The following is a 19327-nucleotide window of genomic DNA, read 5'->3' on the forward strand; positions in this document are numbered from 1 at the left end:
GGCGCCAGTGTATTAGCTCTGGCCGGCAAAGGCCCGTTCGAGTTCGGCGATATCGAGTTTTTTCATTGTGAACATGGCCTGCATCGCTCGCTGCGATTTGCTGGTGTCGGCATCCAGCATCATGTGCATGAACGCCACCGGAACGATCTGCCACGACACGCCGAACTTGTCCTTGAGCCAGCCGCATTGCTGGGCTTCGACCGGGCCGCCCTCGGACAGATGGCCCCAGAAATGGTCGACTTCTTCCTGATTCTGACAATTGACTTGGAACGAGATCGCCTCGCTGAATTTGAACATCGGCCCACCGTTGAGCCCGGTGAAGGTCTGGCCATCGAGCTCAAAACTGACGGTCATCACCGCACCTTCCGGCTTGCCGTGAAATTCCTGGCCGACCTTGCTGTAGTGGGTCAGGCCGGTGATTTTCGAGTGATCGAAGATCGAGCAATAGAACTTCGCGGCGGCTTCGGCCTGATCGTCGAACCACAGGCACGGGGTGAGTTTTTGAAAGCGTTGCATGGCAGTCATCCTCGGCAGGTTAGACACGCAGGATTTACAGCGTAGTCAGTCCTTGGTCGATTGCCGATGCCGTAGATCGACAATTGCCGAGCATTGGAAATCCCGACGACGGAGACACCGAGCCGCAGATCGGCGTTTCCTTTCGTGCCTTGCTGTAGTCGTAATGACAAGGTTTCAGGTCGAATTGACTATGTCCGGCTTGTGTCAAATTGACTTGTTATCGTGCAACTAACTGATTCTATTTAATTAAAAATCTGGCACGAGACTTGATGTACTCAACTGACCTAAACGAACCGCTCAGGAGTACGCCACCATGCTCACTTTCTTTGAAAGCCCGCTGAACGTTCTGCACCTGTCGAGCAAAATCCTCGTCGCTGGTCTGCTCATGCTGCTGGCCGGCATCTACGGCGCGTATCTCTATGACGGCCACATGCCGATTGCACTGCTGGTGGCGATGCATTCGCTGACCATCCTCGGCCCGACCCTGATCAAGATCGGCTACGTCATGCGCCTGCTGGCGCAATACCGCATCCGTGGTCCGCAGATGATCCCGCAAACCGCATAATTCCTGTGGGATTACTTGGATATGTTGTCAACGCAAAACCCTGTAGGAGTGAGCCTGCTCGCGATGGCGTCGGGACAGTCTGCACTTGTATTGCCTGAAATACCGCTATCGCGAGCAGGCTCACTCCTACAATGATCAGCGGTGTTCTGGAAGTCAGCGGCGCTCGGCAACCATCAGCAATGACTGCGGCAGCGGACTTTGCGGGTGTTGTGGCTCTTGCAGGCTGGCCAGTTGGAACTCGGCCATGTCCAGCGCATTAAGCCAGCTCGACAGTGTGCGCAAATACCAGGGCATTGGCTGCCACTGGCCTTTGAACCCGGCGAAGGATTCTTCGCGCCAGCCATCCTGATAATCCCCAGCCGCCACAGCCCACGGATGCAGTGTCTGAATGACTAAAACCCCGCCGGGAACAAGCAGCGTATTCATCGCCGCAAGCAACGGAATGATGTCCTGATGCAGCAATGAAAAATTGGCGCAGATCAGGTCATAGTCGCGACCGATGTCGATCTTGCCATCGACCAGGATTTCATAAGAGGCGACATGCACCTGCGCCGCCCCCGCCAGACGCGCCGCTTCAATAAGCCGCGCATCGCCATCCACACCGACGGCATCAATCCCGCGATCCGCCAGCGCCCGCAACAACCAGCCTTCGCCGCAACCCAGGTCAAGCACGCGCTGCGGCTGCCTGCCCATGATCGCCAGCAAAATCGCCTGATCGGTAACCTGTTGACGGCTTTCGATGGCGCCGCTGCGGATCACTTCGATCCAGGCATCAGCGTTGTCGTGCCAGCTCTGCAAAAGGCTGGATTCGGGGGAGGGCATGGCGGTTTCCCGACTTTTGAAAAACCATAGTATGGACGCTGATCGCAAGCCTGGGCTTGTAGATCAGCGCATCCACCACAGCTCCGAACGCCGATTTCTTTGAGAAATCGATATCAGGTTCATCTTTCGGTCATTTTTTCGAAGCCGCCAAAGCCACTTTCAGCGCTGCGTTTGCACGTTCGGCGGTTTGCGCATCACTGTGCTTTTTCAGCAGCTCAGTCACCTCGGCCAACTGTGCCGCGCTGAGCCCGACGCGCAGGCTCGCCGCCATATGTGCGCGCAGTTGCGATTCCACGCCCGGCGTCGCTGCCAGGGCCCCGACAGTCGCCAGTTCACGGCTTTGCCAGTCAAGGTTGTCGCGCTCGAAGATGTCGCCGAACAGGTGGGTTTGCAGGAACCGGTTGATAACCGGGGCGAACTCGAACACTGGGCCTTTGACCGGGGCGCCCGAAATTTTCGTTTGATTCGCGGTGCCGCTGGCCAGCAGTTCATCCCCCACTGGAATCGCCCGGCCCGGCTCACGCCCCGGCGCATCTTCGATGCCGCGTTGTTTGCGTGCCTGCACCACGGTCATCAGCTCGTTCAAGGCATTGAGGCTGCGCGGGAACCCGACGTAAGCGTAGAGCTGCACGAGAATTTCCCGGGTTTCGCTAATGGTCAGGCCGGCGTCGAGTGCCTGGTTGAGCGCCGAGTTGAGGTTGGGCATGTCGCTGGTCGCCATGAACGCGGCAATCAGTGGAATCGTCTGTTGTTTACTCGACAGGGCTTGTGCTGTGGTTTGCGGAGTAGTCATGGATTGCGGTGCCTCGGCTGCTTGAGTGGTAGCGCTGAACATCGACCCAACGCTCAGGCAGAACGCCATGAGTGCGGGGAGGGCAGCGCTGCTGCGTGTGTCAGTGGTCATCGTGGAGGGCTCCGTCCACTGCGGTGCTGCGATGTCCTGAGTATCCGTGGTCGGGCCATAACCATGGTTCAGGCCCATACAGCCAAGGCCGAGGGCGGATACTTCGAGTGAACGGTTGCCGAGTGTGCGCTTGTGCATGTCGATCTCCCGTTGGGCGTGGGGAGCACAGTAAGCGAGGTGGCTGGTGAGGACTAGACGGGTAAATCGGGATGGCTTGATGAATTCTGCTCATCAATCCACGGAATGAGTGAAGGGGTATCCCTGCACTCATTCGTTTGGGTGACTACTTTGGTACGCGCAGCTTGTCCAGCAGGCGATTGACCAGCAGCTCGTTCAGCATGATCACCTGTTGCAGCGCCAGCAGCGGTTTGCGCTCCGGGCCGCCTATCGAGTTGGCGATGTTACCGGCCATGGAGTGGGCGTAGGAAAGCGACTCACAGGCTTCGACCAACAGGGTTTCTTCATCCAGCGTGGGGTCGACCAAATAGACGGGGCGAAACTTGGGTGAGCTTGGCGGAGCGCCCAGTGCTTCGGGTCGCAGGTAGTAGTCGAGGGCGCGGTCGGTTGCTTCTTTGAGCTTTTGCGGGTTGAGCGCGGGGTCGTGAGGGATTGGATCGGTGGGTGGCGGATTTGGCGTGATTTTGAACATGGATGAAACTCCTATCGCAGTTTAAGGAGCCATCACTCTCGCTACCAAACGAGTGGGTGGTGGCCATACGCGGGTTGGTAGACCGGCTGCAATAGGAACCCGGCGCTCACGAGTGAGCCCCACGCATGACCACCATTGAACTGAGCCTCCACAAAGAGAAAGCACAGGGTGTCGTCACACGGCTATTACAGACGGGCTACCAAACCCGATCACTGTTTTGCAGTGACAGGCCAACGATATAGCCCGGCCCATAGCCGTGTAAGCCGGCGGATTCTGGCGTACGCGTAGGTAACGACGCAAGGTGTTGTAGGGAGGATGGCGTAACGGTTTATGTGCTTTAAACGTGATAACCGGATGGCGTTTACACATGAGCAATGCCGGTTGGTGGCGGCTTTCGGTTTTGCGTGAGTCTGTGAGATTTTTCCCCCTCACCCCAGCCCTCTCCCCCAAGGGGGCGAGGGGGAAAGGGAGCCGATCTTTGTGCTCTTCAAACCTGAGTTCGACTCGGTATTTCAAGTCGGTGCAACTTGCACATTCAGCGCGGTCAGTTCCCTCTACCTCTGGGAGAGGGTTAGGGTGAGGGCTGTCGTCTGGGTTATCGGTAATTTCGGATCTGAAGAGGAGGTGCGACATGGATCGATTGACCGGCGGTTGCCTATGCGGCGATGTCCGTTTCGAAGTGATAGGTCAGCCCTACCGAGTCGGCATCTGCCACTGCCTCGACTGCCGCAAACGCCACGGCGCGCTGTTCGGCACCTCGGCCATATTTCCCGAGGATGCGTTGAAGGTCACCGGCGAAATGCGCGACTACAACGGGCGCTTTTTCTGCCCGCGCTGCGGCTCTCCGGTGTTCGCGCGTTCGGCAGATGAAGTAGAGGTCAGCGTCGGATCGCTGGATGAGCCTAATCAGTTCAAACCCACCTACGAACTCTGGACCATCCGCCGCGAGTCGTGGCTGCCGGCGCTGCCACTGGCTCACCACTACGAGCGTGATCGCGAGAGCACGGAGCGTACAGAGGAGTAGAGGGGGCAGAAAACTTCTGGGACTTGGAATGGAGTGAGGATTTTTGGCATGTCACATAGTCCCTGTGGGAGCGAGCTTGCTCGCGAAGGCGTCGTGTCAGTCGACATCAATATTGAAAGTAATGACGCTTTCGCGAGCAAGCTCGCTCCCACAGGGTGCAGTGCATAAACTTACAGATCTTCACCGCGAATAAAGGCCAGCAGATCGGCGTTAATCGTCTCGGCCTCCGTCGTTGGCATCCCGTGCGGGAACCCTGGATACGATTTCAACGTGCCATTGGGCAGCAACTTGGCCGACAACGGCCCTGAATCCGCATACGGCACAATCTGATCATCCTCACCATGCATCACCAGCACCGGCACCGTGACCTTCTTCAAGTCCTCAGTAAAATCCGTCTGTGAAAACGCGACGATCCCGTCGTAATGCGCCTTCGCCCCACCAATCATGCCCTGACGCCACCAGTTGGCAATAATCCCCTCCGATGGCGTGGCACCCGGCCGGTTGTAGCCATAAAACGGCCCCGTCGGAATGTCCCGATAGAACTGCGCCCGGTTCGCCGCCAGTTGCGCCTGAAAATCATCGAACACCGATTTCGGCAGCCCACCCGGATTGCTCTCGGTCTGCACCATCAACGGTGGCACCGCACTGATCAACACACCTTTGGCGACGTTGGCCTGACCATGCCGGGCAATGTAATGGATCACCTCACCGCCACCGGTCGAGTGGCCAACGTGGACAACATTCTTCAGACCCAGATGATTGACCACCGCCAGCGTATCGTCGGCGTAATGATCCATATCGTGGCCATCCCAGACCTGACTCGAACGCCCATGCCCACGGCGATCATGGGCAACCACCCGAAAGCCTTTGCCCAGGAAGAACAGCATCTGCGCATCCCAATCGTCCGAGCTGAGCGGCCAGCCGTGGTGGAAGTGGATCGCTGGCGCGTCTTTCGGGCCCCAGTCCTTGTAGAAAATCTCGACGCCGTCTTTGGTGGTGACAAATCCCATGTTCGCAACTCCAGACCAATCTGATGGATAACCCGCGCGGTGATCGCGGACCGGTTTCGCTCATGACGAGTTTTCTACAGTGCAGGCTCAGTGCGAGCCGTTATCAACTGTAGGATTAAAGTCGACATCTGCATGACCGGTGGTCGCAACGTCTGGCTTCGTACGCAAATTAGGCTTTGCTGAAAGGGATAAGCCGAGGCGCGCGTAGGCTTTGCTGGCCACAGCGGCGCCCCTTCAGAACACCGTGAGTCTGAGGAATTTCCCCGATGCTGACCTTGAATATCAATGGCAAGGATCAGGAGCTCGATGTCCCTGCGGACATGCCGTTGCTCTGGGTCCTGCGCGATGTCGCGCACCTGACCGGTACCAAATTCGGCTGCGGCATGGCCCAGTGCGGGGCCTGCACCGTGCACGTTGACGGGGCGCCGTTGCGCGCCTGCATTACGCCCGCGACCGCCGTGGCCCATGGCCAGAAAATTCTCACCATCGAAGGGCTGTCCACCGACGGTTCGCACCCGGTGCAGCAAGCCTGGGCCGAACTCGACGTGGTGCAGTGCGGTTACTGCCAGTCGGGGCAGATCATGTCTGCGGCGGCACTGCTGGCGAAAATCCCCAAACCCACCGACAGCGATATCGATCAGGCGCTCTCCGGCAATATCTGCCGTTGCGGCACCTATCCCCGCATTCGCGCAGCGGTTAAGCGTGCATCGGAAATCGGCTGATTCAATCTGTGGGAGATAGGCGATGAACAGTCCTGTATCGCGTCGGGGTTTTCTCAAGGGCAGTGCCGTGTTGGGCGGCGGGCTGGTGGTGGCGTTTGTCGTCCCCGGCGGCCACAAGTTTGCCTATGCGGCCGAGAATGAAGGCAAGGTTTTCGCGCCGAATGCGTTTTTGCGCATCGCAGCAGACAACAGCGTCACCGTTTTGCTGGGGCATTCGGAGATGGGCCAAGGCATCTGGACCGGCCTGACCATGTTGATTGCCGAAGAGCTGGACGCCGATTGGTCGAAGATCCGCGTCGAGCACTCACCCGCGTCGGCGGCGGATTACGGCATGCCCGGTTTTGGCGGCATGCAGATTACCGGCGGCTCGACGTCGACGTGGATGGAATTTGACCGCTATCGACTGGCAGGCGCGACCGCGCGGCAGATGCTGGTTGAGGCGGCGGCGAAACGCTTCGAGGTGGCACCATCGGCCATTCGCACTGAATCGGGCGTGGTGATTGCCGGTGACAAACGTGCAACTTATGGCGAGCTGGCGGATGCCGCCGGGCAACTGCCGGTGCCGGATCCGAAGTCGATTACCTTTAAGGAAGCCAAGGACTGGAAAGTCATTGGCAAACCGACCAAACGCCTCGACACACCGGAGAAAATCACCGGCCGCGCCAAGTTCGGCATGGACGTGCAGTTTGAAGGCTTGATGACCGCAATGGTCGCGCGCCCACCGGTATTCGGTGCCACTGTTAAATCTTTCGAAGGCGCTGAAGCGCTGGCGGTGCCGGGCGTACACAAAGTGGTGCAGGTACCGACGGGCGTGGCGGTGATTGCCGAGCATTACTGGGCGGCGAAACTGGGGCGTGATGCGCTGAAGGTCGATTGGGATCTGGGTCCGCATGCGGACCTGAGCAGCGAAAAACTGTTGGCGAGTTTCCGCAAACTGGCCGCCACGCAAGGCACGTCGGCGAGTCAGGCCGGTGATGCCAAGGGCAGTTTTGGCAAAGCGGCGAAGAAGATCGACGTCGAATACAGCGTGCCCTATCTGGCTCATGCGCCGATGGAACCGCTCAACTGCACGGTGAAGATCAGCGCCGAGAAATGCGAAATCTGGACCGGCACACAATTCCAGACGCTGGATCAAATGGTCGCTGGCAAGATCACCGGACTGAAACCGGAGCAGGTGGAAATCCACACCGAATTCCTTGGCGGTGGTTTTGGGCGCCGGGCCAACCCGACATCAGACTTTGTCGCCGAGGCGGTGCAAGTGGCGAAAGCCGCCGCGATGCCGGTGAAAACCGTGTGGTCGCGCGAAGACGATATTCGCGGCGGGTACTACCGCTCGATGTTTCTGCATCAGGCGAAGATCGGCCTCGGTGCTGATGGCTTGCCGTCGAGCTGGCAGCATGTGCTGGTCGGGCAATCGATCATGACCGGCACGTTGATGGAGGCGACGATGGTCAAAAACGGCATCGACCCGACCTCGGTCGAAGGCGTTGCCGACAGTCCTTACGTCAAAGGCCTGGCCAATCATCAAGTTGATCTGCATTCACCGCAGACCGGCATCAACGTGCTGTGGCTGCGCTCGGTTGGCCATAGCCATACCGGTTTTGTCATGGAATCGCTGATCGATGAAATGGCCACGGCGGCGGGCAAGGATCCGGTCGAGTACCGACGCACCTTGCTCAAGGATCATCCTCGGCATTTGGGCGTGCTCAATCTGGCGGTGGAAAAGGCTAACTGGAAAGCCCCGCTGCCGGACGGCCATGCGCTGGGCGTGGCGGTGCACGAGTCGTTCGGCAGTTACGTGGCGCAGGTCGCGGAGGTGTCGCAGGACAATCTGGCGATTCGCGTGCATCGCGTGGTCTGCGCGGTGGATTGCGGGATCGCGGTGAATCCACAGAGCATCGCCGCGCAGATGGAATCGTGCATCACCTTCGGCCTGGGCATGGCCCTGCACAGCAAACTGACGCTCAAGGATGGCGCGGTCGTGCAGTCCAACTATCACGATTATCAGGTGCTGCGGCTCAACGAGATGCCGGTGGTGGAAGTGCACATCGTGCCCAGCAGCGACAAACCTGGTGGCATCGGCGAGGCCGGTGTGCCGCCGACCGCGCCAGCCGTGGCCAACGCGGTGTTCGCCCTGACCGGGCAACGTCTGCGCGAGTTGCCGCTGCAACTGTCGGGGGTGTGAGATGAAACGACATCTAGTGTTGGGCACGGTGGTTCTACTGGGGCTGGGCGGTTATGCCTCGGATCTGTTTGCCGATGATCAGGAAGCCTTGAAAGCCTTCACCACCGTACAGAAAGTCTTCCAGAGTCCGCGCTGCCAGAACTGTCATATTCCCGGGGATTCGCCGTTGCAGTTCGACGCCGGCATTCCCCATGCGATGAACGTGGTGCGCGGCATGGACGGCAAGGGCGCGGCCGGTTTGCCTTGCGCGACCTGCCACGCGGAAAACAATCCGCCGGCCAGTTACGGCCCGCATGCGCCACCGGGGGCGCCGCACTGGAGCCTGCCGCCGGCAGCGCACAAAATGGCCTGGATCGGCCTGCCACCGGACAAGCTCTGCGCGATGATCAAGGACCGTTCGAGCAATGGCGATCGCGACTTTGCTGCGCTGATCAAGCATGTCAGCGAAGACAAATTGGTGCTGTGGGGCTGGAGTCCCGGGGCAGGGCGCGCGCCGGTGCCAGTTCCGCACGATATTTTTGTCACGCAATTCAAGCTCTGGGCCGATGCGGGCGGGCCATGCCCGGTGGCGCAAATGTGAGCCATTGCCAAATTAGCGCTACGCTTGGAAGCATTGTTGCCAATGGAGTGTGCTGATGCTGGTTCCAGGAAAACCTGCGAATGAAACGGCGCGCGTTCAAGCGTTGCACGGTCTTGAGCTGCTCGATTCCGCCCCTGAAGAACGTTTCGACCGACTGACACGGTTGGCGAAACGCCTGTTCAATGTGCCGATCGCCCTGGTAACGCTGGTCGACACCAATCGGCAGTGGTTCAAATCGTGTGTGGGCCTGGATGTCAGCGAGACACCGAGGGATGTCTCGTTCTGCGGTCATGCGATTCTTAACGACGGCCTGCTGTTGGTGCCGGACGCTCGCGAGGATGTGCGCTTCCATGACAACCCGTTGGTGACGGGCGCGCCGAACATTCGTTTCTACGCCGGTTACCCGCTGACCGTGCCCAATGGCAACAAAATGGGCACGCTGTGCCTGATCGACACCAAGCCCCGCGACCTCGACGAGGAAGAGCGCGCGTTGTTGCGTGATCTGGCGGAAATGGCCGAGCAAGAGTTGGCCGCTGTGCAGATCGCGAGCATGGATGAATTGACGTTGCTGTCCAATCGCCGTGGTTTCAAGCAACTGGCGCAGCATGCGCTGGACGCCTGCGCACGGCTGGAACGGCCGGCGACCTTGCTGTTTTTCGACCTCAATGACTTCAAGCAGATCAACGATCTGTATGGGCATGCCGAGGGTGACAGTGCGCTGAAGACTTTTGCCGACGTGCTGCGCATCGCCTTCCGCGAGAGTGATGTGGTCGGGCGGCTCGGTGGCGATGAGTTCGTTGCGCTGCTGACCGGCTCCAGCCATGTCGAAACCACAGCGATCATGGCGCGGCTCAAGGATATTCTCGAAGAGCGCAATGCCACGTTGCACCGGGGCTATGCGATTCGCTTTAGCGTGGGTCAGATCGAATATGACGCCAAGCGCCATGAGACCGTGGATCGGCTGCTGGCGGATGCCGATAGCGCGATGTATGTGCACAAGCAGGCCTTGAAGCGTTGTTAGCGAATGCACCGTAGATCGCTTGTAGGCGTGAGCCTGCTCGCGATAGCGTCCGGCCATCAACCTCTTCATTGCCTGACCCAGCGCTTTCGCGAGCAGGCTCACTCCTACAGGGGGGTCGGGTGTTATCAAATCCCGGTTCACCACAAATCCATGTGGGAACGAGCTTGCTCGCGAAAGCGCTGGATCAGGCCATGATCAGTTGACTGAATGGACGCTTTCGTGAGCAAGCTCACTCCCACGGGTCCTTCGGTGTTCAAAACATCCCGGTTCACCACAAATCCATGTGGGAGCGAGCCTGCTCGCGAAGGCGTCCGGTCAGGCAACATCTCCGTTGAACGTGCTGGCCTCTTCGTGAGCAAGCTCACTCCCACAGGTCCTTCGGTGTTCAAAACATCCCGGTTCACCACAAATCCATGTGGGAGCGAGCTTGCTCGCGAAGGCGGAGTGTCAGGCAACATCTCCGTTGAACGTGCTGGCCTCTTCGTGAGCAAGCTCACTCCCACGGGTCCTTCGGTGTTCAAAACATCCCGGTTCACCACAAATCCATGTGGGGAGCGAGCCTGCTCGCGAAGGCGCTGGATCAGGCCATGATCAGTTGACTGAATGGACGCCTTCGCGAGCAAGCTCACTCCCACAGGGGGCAGTGTTGCAGGCATAAAAAAACCCGCCAGATCGGCGGGTTTTTTTATTGGCTAGGCGAAGATCACTCTTCGATGTTGCCCATGGCGGTGGTGTTGAAGCCGCCGTCGACGTACATGATTTCGCCGCTGATGCCCGACGCCAGGTCGGAGCACAGGAAGGCGCCGGCGTTGCCGACTTCGTCGATGGTGACGTTGCGACGCAGCGGGGTTTGCGCTTCGTTGGCGGCCAGCATCTTGCGGAAGTTCTTGATGCCCGAGGCTGCCAGGGTACGGATCGGGCCAGCCGATACGCAGTTGACGCGGGTGCCGTCCGGGCCCAGGGAGCCGGCCAGGTAACGTACGCCAGCTTCCAGCGAAGCCTTGGCCATGCCCATTACGTTGTAGTTCGGCATGGTGCGCTCAGCGCCCAGGTACGACAGGGTCAGCAGGCTGCCGTTGCGGCCTTTCATCATTTCGCGGCCGGCTTTGGCCAGGGCCACGAAGCTGTAGGCGCTGATGTCGTGCGCGATGCGGAAACCGTCACGGGTGGTGGCTTCGGTGAAGTCGCCGTCCAGTTGGTCGCCCGGGGCGAAGCCAACGGAGTGGACGATGCAGTCCAGGCCGTCCCACTTCTTGCTCAGTGCTTCGAAGACCTTGGCGATTTCTTCATCGCTGGCCACGTCGCACGGGAAGCACAGCTCAGGGCTCGAACCCCAGCCTTGGGCGAATTCTTCAACACGACCTTTCAGTTTGTCGTTCTGATAAGTGAAGGCAAGCTCAGCGCCCTCGCGATGCATGGCGGCAGCGATGCCGGATGCGATGGACAGCTTGCTGGCGACACCGACGATCAGTACGCGCTTACCGGCGAGAAAACCCATGTGTTGCTCCTCTTTCAGGTTATTGCGCAGTGGCTGGTGCCAAAAAAGCGGCTTCCAGCAACTGCTGTGTATACGGATGTTGGGGGGCGGCAAAAATACTTTGCGCGTCTCCCTGTTCGACCACTTGGCCATGCTTGACCACCATCAGCTGGTGGCTCAGCGCTTTGACGACAGCCAAATCATGGCTGATAAACAAATACGTCAGGTTGTACTTGGCTTGCAGTGAACGCAACAGCTCCACCACTTGCCGCTGCACCGTCCGGTCGAGCGCCGACGTCGGCTCGTCCAGCAGGATCAGCGCCGGTTTCAGCACCAAGGCCCGGGCAATGGCGATTCGCTGCCGTTGCCCACCGGAAAATTCGTGGGGGTAGCGGTGCCGGGTTTCCGGATCCAGACCTACCTCCTTCAATGCCGCAATAATCGCCGCCTCTTGTTCCTCGGCGGTGCCCATCTTGTGAATCCGCAGGCCTTCGCCAACGATGTCGCTGACACACATGCGCGGGCTCAGGCTGCCAAACGGGTCCTGAAACACCACCTGCATCTCCCGCCGCAACGGGCGAACCTCGTTCTGCGTCAGGCAGTCTAGCTGCTTGCCTTCAAAGCGGATCGCGCCTTTGCTGCCAATCAGCCGCAAAATCGCCAGACCCAGTGTGGATTTGCCGGAACCGCTTTCGCCGACAATCCCCAGGGTCTGACCCTGGGGCAGGCTGAAATTGATGCCATCCACTGCCTTGACGTGATCCACCGTGCGCTTGAGCAGGCCTTTCTTGATCGGGAACCAGACTTTCAGGTCCTCGACCTCAAGCAGCGGCGCGCCGATTTTATTGCTCGCCGGGCCTCCGCTGGGTTCCGCGCCGAGCAATTCCCGAGTGTACGGATGCTGCGGCGAACGGAACAGCTCTGCGCACGATGCCTGTTCGACGATGCAACCGCGCTGCATGACACATACGCGATGCGCAATTCTTCGCACCAGGTTCAAATCGTGACTGATCAGTAACAACGACATGCCCAATCTGGCCTGTAATTCCTTGAGCAAATCGAGGATTTTCAGCTGAACGGTCACATCCAGCGCCGTGGTCGGTTCGTCGGCAATCAGCAATTCCGGCTCGTTGGCCAGGGCCATGGCGATCATCACACGCTGGCGCTGGCCACCGGACAACTCGTGGGGCAGGGCCTTGAGACGCTTGTGCGGCTCGGGGATGCCGACCATGTCCAGCAGCTCCAGCGTACGCTTGGTCGCGACTTTGCCGGTCAGGCCCTTGTGGATGCCGAGGACTTCGTTGATCTGCTTCTCGATCGAGTGCAGCGGATTCAGCGAAGTCATCGGCTCCTGAAAGATCATCGCGATGCGGTTGCCACGAATGTGGCGGATGGTTTTCTCACTGAGCCCCAGCAGGTTTTGCCCGGCGTAATTGATGCTGCCGGCCGGATGGCGGGCCATCGGGTAGGGCAGCAGGCGCAGGATCGAGTGTGCGGTCACCGATTTGCCCGAGCCGGATTCGCCGACCAGCGCCAGGGTTTCGCCGCGTTTGATGTCGAAACTCACGCCTTCGACGACCCGGTGCACACGCTCGCCGAAACCGAATTCGACGGCGAGGTCGCGCACTTCGATCAGATTGTCCTGATTCATTTCACTTCCTCGGGTCGAAGGCATCGCGAGCGGACTCGCCGATAAACACCAGCAAACTCAACATCAACGCCAGCACGGCAAAGGCACTCATGCCCAGCCACGGCGCTTGCAGGTTGGATTTGCCCTGGGCGACCAGTTCACCCAGCGACGGACTGCCGGCCGGCAAGCCGAAACCGAGGAAGTCCAAAGCGGTGAGGGTGCCGATGGCGCCGGTGAGGATGAACGGCATGAAGGTCATGGTCGAAACCATCGCGTTGGGCAGGATGTGGCGGAACATGATCGCGCCGTTCTGCATGCCCAGCGCTCTTGCTGCGCGCACGTATTCGAGGTTGCGGCCACGGAGGAACTCGGCGCGCACCACGTCGACCAGGCTCATCCACGAGAACAGCAGCATGATCCCCAGCAGCCACCAGAAATTCGGCTGGACGAAACTGGCGAGAATGATCAGCAAGTACAGCACCGGCAGCCCTGACCAGATTTCCAGAAATCGCTGCCCGGCCAGATCGACCCAGCCGCCATAGAAACCCTGCAAAGCACCGGCAATCACGCCGATGATCGAACTCAGCACGGTCAACGTCAGCGCGAACAGCACCGAAATGCGGAAACCGTAGATCACCCGCGCCAGCACGTCGCGACCCTGATCGTCAGTACCCAGCAGGTTGTCCGCCGACGGTGGCGCCGGGGCCGGGGCTTTCAGGTCGTAGTTGATGCTCTGGTAGCTGTAGGGAATCGGCGCCCAAAGCACCCAGGCATCCTTGGCCTTGAGCAGTTCGCGGATGTACGGGCTCTTGTAGTTGGCTTCCAGCGGGAATTCGCCGCCGAAGGTGGTTTCCGGGTAGCGCTTGATCGCCGGGAAGTACCAGTTGTTGTCGTAATGCACCACCAGCGGCTTGTCGTTGGCGATCAGCTCGGCGCCCAGGCTCAGGCCGAACAGCACCAGAAACAGCCACAGCGACCACCAGCCACGCTTGTTGGCCTTGAACAGTTCGAAGCGGCGGCGGTTGAGAGGGGACAGGTTCATCTCAATGCTCCCGGCTTTCGAAGTCGATGCGCGGATCGACCAGGGTGTAGGTGAGGTCGCCGATCAGTTTCACCACCAACCCCAGCAGGGTGAAGATGAACAGGGTCCCGAACACCACCGGGTAATCGCGGTTGATCGCCGCTTCGAAGCTCATCAGGCCGAGGCCGTCGAGGGAGAAGATCACTTCCACCAGCAAGGATCCTGTGAAGAAGATGCCGATGAACGCCGACGGGAATCCGGCAATCACCAGCAGCATGGCGTTGCGGAACACATGGCCGTACAACACGCGATGGCGGGTCAGGCCTTTGGCCTTGGCGGTGACCACGTATTGCTTGTTGATTTCGTCGAGAAAGCTGTTTTTGGTCAGCAGGGTCATGGTTGCGAAGTTACCGATCACCAGTGCGGTCACCGGCAGCGCCAGGTGCCAGAAGTAATCGAGGATCTTGCCGCCGAAGCTCAGTTCATCGAAGTTGTTTGAGGTCAGGCCCCTTAGCGGGAACCAGTCGAGATAACTGCCGCCGGCAAACACCACGATCAGCAGGATCGCAAAGAGAAACGCCGGGATCGCATAGCCGACGATGATCGCCGAACTGGTCCAGACGTCGAAATGGCTGCCGTGCCGGGTTGCTTTGGCGATCCCCAGCGGGATCGACACCAGGTACATGATCAGCGTGCTCCACAGTCCGAGCGAGATCGACACCGGCATCTTTTCCTTGATCAGGTCGATGACCTTGGCGTCGCGGAAGAAACTGTCGCCGAAATCCAGCTGCGCGTAGTTCTTGACCATGATCCACAGACGTTCCGGGGCCGATTTGTCGAACCCGTACATGTGCTCGATTTCCTTGATCAGCGCCGGGTCCAGACCCTGCGCGCCGCGATAGGAGGAACCGGCCACCGACACCTCGGCACCGCCGCCGGCAATGCGGCTGGTGGCGCCTTCGAAGCCTTCGAGCTTGGCGATCATCTGTTCCACCGGGCCACCGGGCGCGGCCTGGATGATCACGAAGTTGATCAGCAGAATGCCGAACAGGGTCGGGATGATCAGCAGCAGTCGCCGAAAAATATACGCCAGCATCTGATTACTCCGTGCCCACAGGGTCGGCTTGCAGTTTGGTTTCGACTTCTACTGCCGGTTTTGCGTCGGGCTTGACCCACCAGGTGTTAATCCCGATGTCGTACTTGGGCGAGACTTTCGGGTGACCGATGTGGTTCCAGTACGCCACGCGCCAGGTCTTGATGTGCCAGTTCGGCACCACGTAGTAACCCCATTGCAGCACGCGATCCAGTGCGCGGGCGTGGGCCACCAGGCTTTTGCGTGAGTCGGCGTTGATCAGGTTTTCGACCAGTTGATCGACAATCGGATCCTTCAGGCCAATGGTGTTGCGGCTGCTCGGTTTGTCGGCAGCGGCGCTCATCCAGAATTCGCGCTGTTCGTTACCCGGTGAGTTGGACTGCGGGAAGCTGCCGACCATCATGTCGAAGTCCCGCGAACGCACGCGGTTGATGTACTGCGAAACGTCGACGCGGCGGATTACCAGATCGATGCCAAGGTCGCTGAGGTTGCGCTTGAATGGCAGCAGTACGCGTTCGAATTCGGTCTGCGCGAGCAGGAACTCGATCACCACCGGTTTGCCCGTGGCGTCGACCATTTTGTCGTCGACGATCTTCCAGCCGGCCTCCTGCAGCAGTTGATAGGCCTCGCGCTGCTGTGCGCGGATCATGCCGCTGGCATCGGTCTTCGGATTCTCGAACGCTTCGCTGAACACCTGCGCCGGCAGTTTGCTGCGGAACGGCTCAAGGATCGCCCGTTGATCGGCGTCGGGCAGGCCGGTGGCGGCCATTTCCGAGTTTTCGAAATAGCTGCGGGTGCGGAAGTAGGCGCTGTTGAACAGTTGTTTGTTGGTCCACTCGAAATCGAACAGCAGACCGAGTGCCTGACGCACCCGCACATCCTGAAACACCGGGCGACGCAGGTTGAAGACGAAGCCCTGCATGCCGGTCGGGTTGCTGTTGGCGATCTGTTCCTTGATCAAACGGCCTTCGGTAACCGCCGGGATGTTGTAGGCGTTGGCCCAGTTCTTTGCGGTCATTTCCAGCCAGTAATCGAATTGTCCAGCCTTCAGCGCTTCGAGGGCGACGGTGTTGTCGCGGTAGTAATCGGTGGTCATCGTGTCGAAGTTGTAGAAGCCACGGTTGACTGGCAGGTCCTTGCCCCAGTAATCCTTGACCCGCTCGTAACGCACTGAACGTCCGGCCTTCACTTCGGCAACCTTGTAAGGGCCGCTGCCCAGCGGAATTTCCAGGTTGCCCTTGGTGAAGTCGCGATCGGCCCACCAGTGCTTGGGCAGCACCGGTAACTGGCCGAGGATCAGCGGTAGTTCACGGTTATTGGTGTGCTTGAACTTGAAGAGCACTTTCAGCGGATCTTCGGCGATCACTTCGGAAACGTCGCTGTAGTAGCCGCGAAACAGCGGTGAGCCTTCCTTGGTCAGCGTGTTGAAGCTGAACACCACGTCCTCGGCGCGTACCGGGTGGCCGTCGTGGAAGCGCGCTTCCGGGCGCAGGTAGAAACGCACCCAGCTGTTGTCCGGGGCTCTTTCGATCTGCCGGGCGATCAAGCCGTATTCGGTGAACGGTTCGTCGAGGCTGTGTTTGGTCAAGGTGTCGTAGATCTGCCCGACATCGTCGGCCGGCACGCCTTTGCTGATAAACGGGTTGAGGCTGTCAAAGCCGCCGAAACCGGCCTGACGGAAGATGCCGCCCTTGGGCGCATCGGGGTTCACATAATCGAAATGCTTGAAATCGGCCGGGTATTTCGGCGGCTCGTTGTACAGGGTCACGGCGTGTTGCGGAGCGGCAAAAGCCAGCCCGGCGAACAGCAAACCGCTGGCCTGGACGAGCAGGGCGCGGATCGGTTTCATTGATCTTTCTCCGAAGACTTCAGCCACCATGCGCTCAGGCCCAGGGTGTAGGGCGGCGTGGTGACGAAGGCCAACCGGTTGCGGTAGGCCAGACGGTGATAATTGAGGTACCAATTGGGAATGCTGTAGTGCTGCCAGAGCAGCACGCGGTCGAGCGCCTTGCCGGCGGCGACCTGCTCGTCGCGGGTGCGCGCGGCGAGCAATTGTTCGAGCAGGTGATCCACTACCGGGTTGGCAATGCCTGCGTAATTCTTGCTGCCCTTGACCCCGACCTGACTGGAGTGGAAGTACTGCCACTGCTCCAGGCCCGGACTGAGGGTCTGGTTGAGCGTCATCGAGATCATGTCGAAATCAAATTGATCGAGGCGCTGTTTGTACTGCGCCCGATCCACGGTGCGCAGGCGCGCGTCGATGCCGATGCTGTTGAGGTTCTCGATATAGGGCTGGTAGAGGCGCTCCAGGTTCGGATTGACCAGCAGCAGCTCGAACCGCAGCGGTTGGCCGTCAGCGTTTTGCAGGCGCTGACCGTTGAGCTTCCAGCCGGCTTCGGCGAGCAATGCCAATGCCTTGCGCATGGTTTCCCGGGGAATGCCGCGTCCGTCGGTTTTTGGCAGGCTGAACGGCTCGGTGAACAGCCTGGCCGGCAGTTGTTCCTTGTACGGCTTGAGCATCAGCCATTCATGCCCGACCGGCAGGCCGGAGGTGGTGAACTCACTGTTGGGGTAGTAACTGGTGGTGCGTTTGTAGGCGTCGCTGAACAGCGCGCGGTTGGTCCACTCGAAGTCGAACATCAGGCCCAGCGCTTCACGGGTCTTAACGTCCGAGAACGTCGCACGGCGGGTGTTCATGAACAGGCCCTGACTCTGGGTCGGGATCTGATGCGGGATCTGTGCCTTGATCACATCGCCACGGCGTATGGCCGGGAAGTTGTAGCCGTTGGCCCAGTTCTTCGCCTGATGCTCGATGTAGATGTCGAACTCGCCAGCCTTGAACGCTTCGAAGGCCACGTCGCTGTCGCGGTAGAACTCGACTTCCATGCGATCGAAGTTGTACTTGCCGCGATTGACCGGCAAGTCCTTGCCCCAGTAATCCTTGACCCGCTCGAAGATCAACTGCCGACCCGGTGTCACCGAAGTGATGCGATAGGGGCCGCTGCCCAACGGTGGTTCGAAGGTGGTGGCCTTGAAGTCGCGGTCTTTCCAGTAATGCTGCGGCAGGACCGGCAACTCGCCGAGGCGCAGGATCAGCAGCGGATTGCCCGAGCGCTTGAGCACGAAGCGAATGCGCTGCTTGTTGAGAATGTCGACCCGCAGCACTTCCTGCAACGCGGTACGGTACAGCGGATGGCCGTCCTTGAGCAGCGTTCGATAGGAGAAGGCCACGTCATAGGCGGTGATCGGCGTGCCGTCGTGGAAACGCGCCTCGGGACGCAGGTTGAAGACGACCCAGCTGCGATCTTCGCTGTACTCCACCGATTGCGCGATCAAACCATAGCTCGACGCCGGCTCGTCACCGGACGGCGAATACTGGCCGGTGCCGACCATTAGCGGCTCATTCAGCTCATTGATGCCGTACTGGAGGAAATTCGCGGTGGTGACCGGGCTGGTGCCTTTGAACGTGTACGGATTGACCGTATCGAAGGTGCCGAACGCCATTACCCGCAACGTACCGCCCTTGGGCGCTTGCGGGTTGACCCAGTCGAAGTGGGTAAATCTGGCCGGGTACTTGAGCGTGCCGAACTGCGCATAACCGTGACTTTCGGTAATCGTCGCGCTTGCGGTTGAGCTCAAGGCCAGGCTGATCAGGAGCAGGAGGAGGGGACGCTTCAAGTCAGATCCGATCCAGGCGGCTTGGGCTTAGTGGGCCGTACAGTAACAGCTTGTCTGGACAGGAAAAAGATGCGGGTTAAAGAGCCCCTCACCCTAACCCTCTCCCGGGGGGAGAGGGGACTGATCGTGGTGTCTGGGCGAATTGCATCGACGTGCTGCACCGAGTCGAACTCAAGTTTTCAAAAGCCCCTCACCCTAACCCTCTCCCGGAGGGAGAGGGGACTGACTGTGGTGTCTGGGCGAATTGCATCGACGTGCTGCACCGAGTCGAACTCAAGTTCTCAAAAGCCCCTCACCCTAACCCTCTCCCGGAGGGAGAGGGGACTGACTGTGGTGTTTGCGAGAGCTGCGCCGACGTGCGATACCGAGCCGAACTCGGATGTTGAACAACACGGAGATCGGCTCCCTTTCCCCCTCGCCCCCGTGGGGG

17 protein-coding genes are annotated in these 19327 nt (G+C 59.6%); 6 read left to right on the forward strand and 11 right to left on the reverse strand.

Going from position 1 to position 19327, the window contains the following annotated elements; translation table 11 throughout:
- Positions 1-12 precede the first annotated feature (12 nt).
- Entirely contained in the window at positions 13-516 is a 504-nt protein-coding gene (locus AC0ZWN_RS19925; protein WP_160040761.1) for a VOC family protein, read from the reverse strand.
- A gap of 313 nt (positions 517-829) precedes the next feature.
- Here AC0ZWN_RS19925 and AC0ZWN_RS19930 point away from each other — a divergent pair, with 313 nt between their 5' ends.
- Positions 830-1081 (forward strand): transmembrane sensor/regulator PpyR, encoded by a 252-nt coding sequence (locus AC0ZWN_RS19930; RefSeq protein ID WP_476336226.1) that lies wholly within the window; start codon positions 830-832, stop codon positions 1079-1081.
- 153 nt (positions 1082-1234) lie between these two features.
- On the opposite strand, the gene AC0ZWN_RS19935 is transcribed toward AC0ZWN_RS19930, so the two are convergent.
- From AC0ZWN_RS19935 to AC0ZWN_RS19945, 3 genes are all read right to left on the reverse strand, one after another.
- Positions 1235-1903, reverse strand: coding sequence for a class I SAM-dependent methyltransferase (locus tag AC0ZWN_RS19935; RefSeq protein ID WP_476336228.1), 669 nt, complete (start codon positions 1901-1903; stop codon positions 1235-1237).
- A 130-nt stretch (positions 1904-2033) separates the two neighbouring features.
- On the reverse strand, positions 2034-2945 hold the full coding sequence (locus AC0ZWN_RS19940; protein ID WP_476336230.1) for a carboxymuconolactone decarboxylase family protein: 912 nt from the start codon (positions 2943-2945) through the stop codon (positions 2034-2036).
- A gap of 145 nt (positions 2946-3090) precedes the next feature.
- A complete protein-coding gene (locus AC0ZWN_RS19945; RefSeq protein WP_257355393.1) occupies positions 3091-3456 on the reverse strand; it encodes a DUF6124 family protein in 366 nt (121 codons plus the stop codon).
- A gap of 631 nt (positions 3457-4087) precedes the next feature.
- Here AC0ZWN_RS19945 and AC0ZWN_RS19950 point away from each other — a divergent pair.
- Positions 4088-4480, forward strand: coding sequence for a GFA family protein (locus AC0ZWN_RS19950; protein WP_476336232.1), 393 nt, complete (start codon positions 4088-4090; stop codon positions 4478-4480).
- Between the two features lie 170 nt (positions 4481-4650).
- Here AC0ZWN_RS19950 and AC0ZWN_RS19955 read toward each other — a convergent pair whose 3' ends face one another.
- On the reverse strand, positions 4651-5490 hold the full coding sequence (locus AC0ZWN_RS19955) for an alpha/beta fold hydrolase (RefSeq protein WP_476336234.1): 840 nt from the start codon (positions 5488-5490) through the stop codon (positions 4651-4653).
- 266 nt (positions 5491-5756) lie between these two features.
- Here AC0ZWN_RS19955 and AC0ZWN_RS19960 point away from each other — a divergent pair, with 266 nt between their 5' ends.
- From AC0ZWN_RS19960 to AC0ZWN_RS19975, 4 genes are read left to right on the forward strand one after another with little or no spacing between them, the layout of a single operon-like run.
- Positions 5757-6212, forward strand: a complete 456-nt coding sequence (locus AC0ZWN_RS19960) for a (2Fe-2S)-binding protein (protein WP_003224136.1) — start codon at positions 5757-5759, stop codon at positions 6210-6212.
- A gap of 22 nt (positions 6213-6234) precedes the next feature.
- A complete protein-coding gene (locus AC0ZWN_RS19965) occupies positions 6235-8397 on the forward strand; it encodes a xanthine dehydrogenase family protein molybdopterin-binding subunit (protein ID WP_257355389.1) in 2163 nt (720 codons plus the stop codon).
- Between the two features lies 1 nt (position 8398).
- Positions 8399-8977, forward strand: coding sequence for a hypothetical protein (locus tag AC0ZWN_RS19970; protein ID WP_093442488.1), 579 nt, complete (start codon positions 8399-8401; stop codon positions 8975-8977).
- Between the two features lie 55 nt (positions 8978-9032).
- A complete protein-coding gene (locus AC0ZWN_RS19975; protein WP_476336236.1) occupies positions 9033-9998 on the forward strand; it encodes a GGDEF domain-containing protein in 966 nt (321 codons plus the stop codon).
- A 703-nt stretch (positions 9999-10701) separates the two neighbouring features.
- Here the strand turns inward: AC0ZWN_RS19975 and fabI are convergent.
- Genes fabI through AC0ZWN_RS20005 form a run of 6 tightly spaced genes read right to left on the reverse strand, consistent with a single transcriptional unit; the run spans position 10702 to position 18897 of the window.
- Positions 10702-11496, reverse strand: coding sequence for an enoyl-ACP reductase FabI (gene fabI / locus AC0ZWN_RS19980; RefSeq protein WP_007910591.1), 795 nt, complete (start codon positions 11494-11496; stop codon positions 10702-10704).
- Positions 11497-11515: 19 nt separating this feature from the next.
- Positions 11516-13126, reverse strand: coding sequence for an ABC transporter ATP-binding protein (locus AC0ZWN_RS19985; protein WP_095047910.1), 1611 nt, complete (start codon positions 13124-13126; stop codon positions 11516-11518).
- A 1-nt stretch (position 13127) separates the two neighbouring features.
- Positions 13128-14147, reverse strand: coding sequence for an ABC transporter permease (locus AC0ZWN_RS19990; RefSeq protein WP_476336237.1), 1020 nt, complete (start codon positions 14145-14147; stop codon positions 13128-13130).
- A 1-nt stretch (position 14148) separates the two neighbouring features.
- Positions 14149-15222, reverse strand: coding sequence for a microcin C ABC transporter permease YejB (locus AC0ZWN_RS19995; RefSeq protein WP_007910584.1), 1074 nt, complete (start codon positions 15220-15222; stop codon positions 14149-14151).
- 4 nt (positions 15223-15226) lie between these two features.
- Positions 15227-17068, reverse strand: coding sequence for an extracellular solute-binding protein (locus AC0ZWN_RS20000; RefSeq protein WP_476336238.1), 1842 nt, complete (start codon positions 17066-17068; stop codon positions 15227-15229).
- Positions 17065-18897: an extracellular solute-binding protein gene (locus AC0ZWN_RS20005; protein WP_476336239.1), complete on the reverse strand. Its 1833-nt coding sequence runs from the start codon at positions 18895-18897 to the stop codon at positions 17065-17067. Before AC0ZWN_RS20005 ends, AC0ZWN_RS20000 begins: the two co-directional genes overlap by 4 nt.
- Positions 18898-19327: the final 430 nt, after the last annotated feature.

The sequence above is a fragment of the Pseudomonas sp. 3B-A001-10F genome (assembly GCF_056313565.1).

Coding starts and splice junctions, on each gene's coding strand:
- AC0ZWN_RS19970 (WP_093442488.1), top strand. CDS start 8,399: ATGAAACGACATCTAGTGTTGGGCACGGTGGTTCTACTGGGGCTGGGC.
- AC0ZWN_RS19960 (WP_003224136.1), top strand. CDS start 5,757: ATGCTGACCTTGAATATCAATGGCAAGGATCAGGAGCTCGATGTCCCT.
- AC0ZWN_RS19950 (WP_476336232.1), top strand. CDS start 4,088: ATGGATCGATTGACCGGCGGTTGCCTATGCGGCGATGTCCGTTTCGAA.
- AC0ZWN_RS19935 (WP_476336228.1), bottom strand. CDS start 1,903: ATGCCCTCCCCCGAATCCAGCCTTTTGCAGAGCTGGCACGACAACGCT.
- AC0ZWN_RS19945 (WP_257355393.1), bottom strand. CDS start 3,456: ATGTTCAAAATCACGCCAAATCCGCCACCCACCGATCCAATCCCTCAC.
- AC0ZWN_RS20000 (WP_476336238.1), bottom strand. CDS start 17,068: ATGAAACCGATCCGCGCCCTGCTCGTCCAGGCCAGCGGTTTGCTGTTC.
- AC0ZWN_RS19975 (WP_476336236.1), top strand. CDS start 9,033: ATGCTGGTTCCAGGAAAACCTGCGAATGAAACGGCGCGCGTTCAAGCG.
- AC0ZWN_RS19940 (WP_476336230.1), bottom strand. CDS start 2,945: ATGCACAAGCGCACACTCGGCAACCGTTCACTCGAAGTATCCGCCCTC.
- AC0ZWN_RS19965 (WP_257355389.1), top strand. CDS start 6,235: ATGAACAGTCCTGTATCGCGTCGGGGTTTTCTCAAGGGCAGTGCCGTG.
- AC0ZWN_RS19930 (WP_476336226.1), top strand. CDS start 830: ATGCTCACTTTCTTTGAAAGCCCGCTGAACGTTCTGCACCTGTCGAGC.
- AC0ZWN_RS19990 (WP_476336237.1), bottom strand. CDS start 14,147: ATGAACCTGTCCCCTCTCAACCGCCGCCGCTTCGAACTGTTCAAGGCC.
- AC0ZWN_RS19955 (WP_476336234.1), bottom strand. CDS start 5,490: ATGGGATTTGTCACCACCAAAGACGGCGTCGAGATTTTCTACAAGGAC.
- AC0ZWN_RS19985 (WP_095047910.1), bottom strand. CDS start 13,126: ATGAATCAGGACAATCTGATCGAAGTGCGCGACCTCGCCGTCGAATTC.
- AC0ZWN_RS19925 (WP_160040761.1), bottom strand. CDS start 516: ATGCAACGCTTTCAAAAACTCACCCCGTGCCTGTGGTTCGACGATCAG.
- AC0ZWN_RS19995 (WP_007910584.1), bottom strand. CDS start 15,222: ATGCTGGCGTATATTTTTCGGCGACTGCTGCTGATCATCCCGACCCTG.
- fabI (WP_007910591.1), bottom strand. CDS start 11,496: ATGGGTTTTCTCGCCGGTAAGCGCGTACTGATCGTCGGTGTCGCCAGC.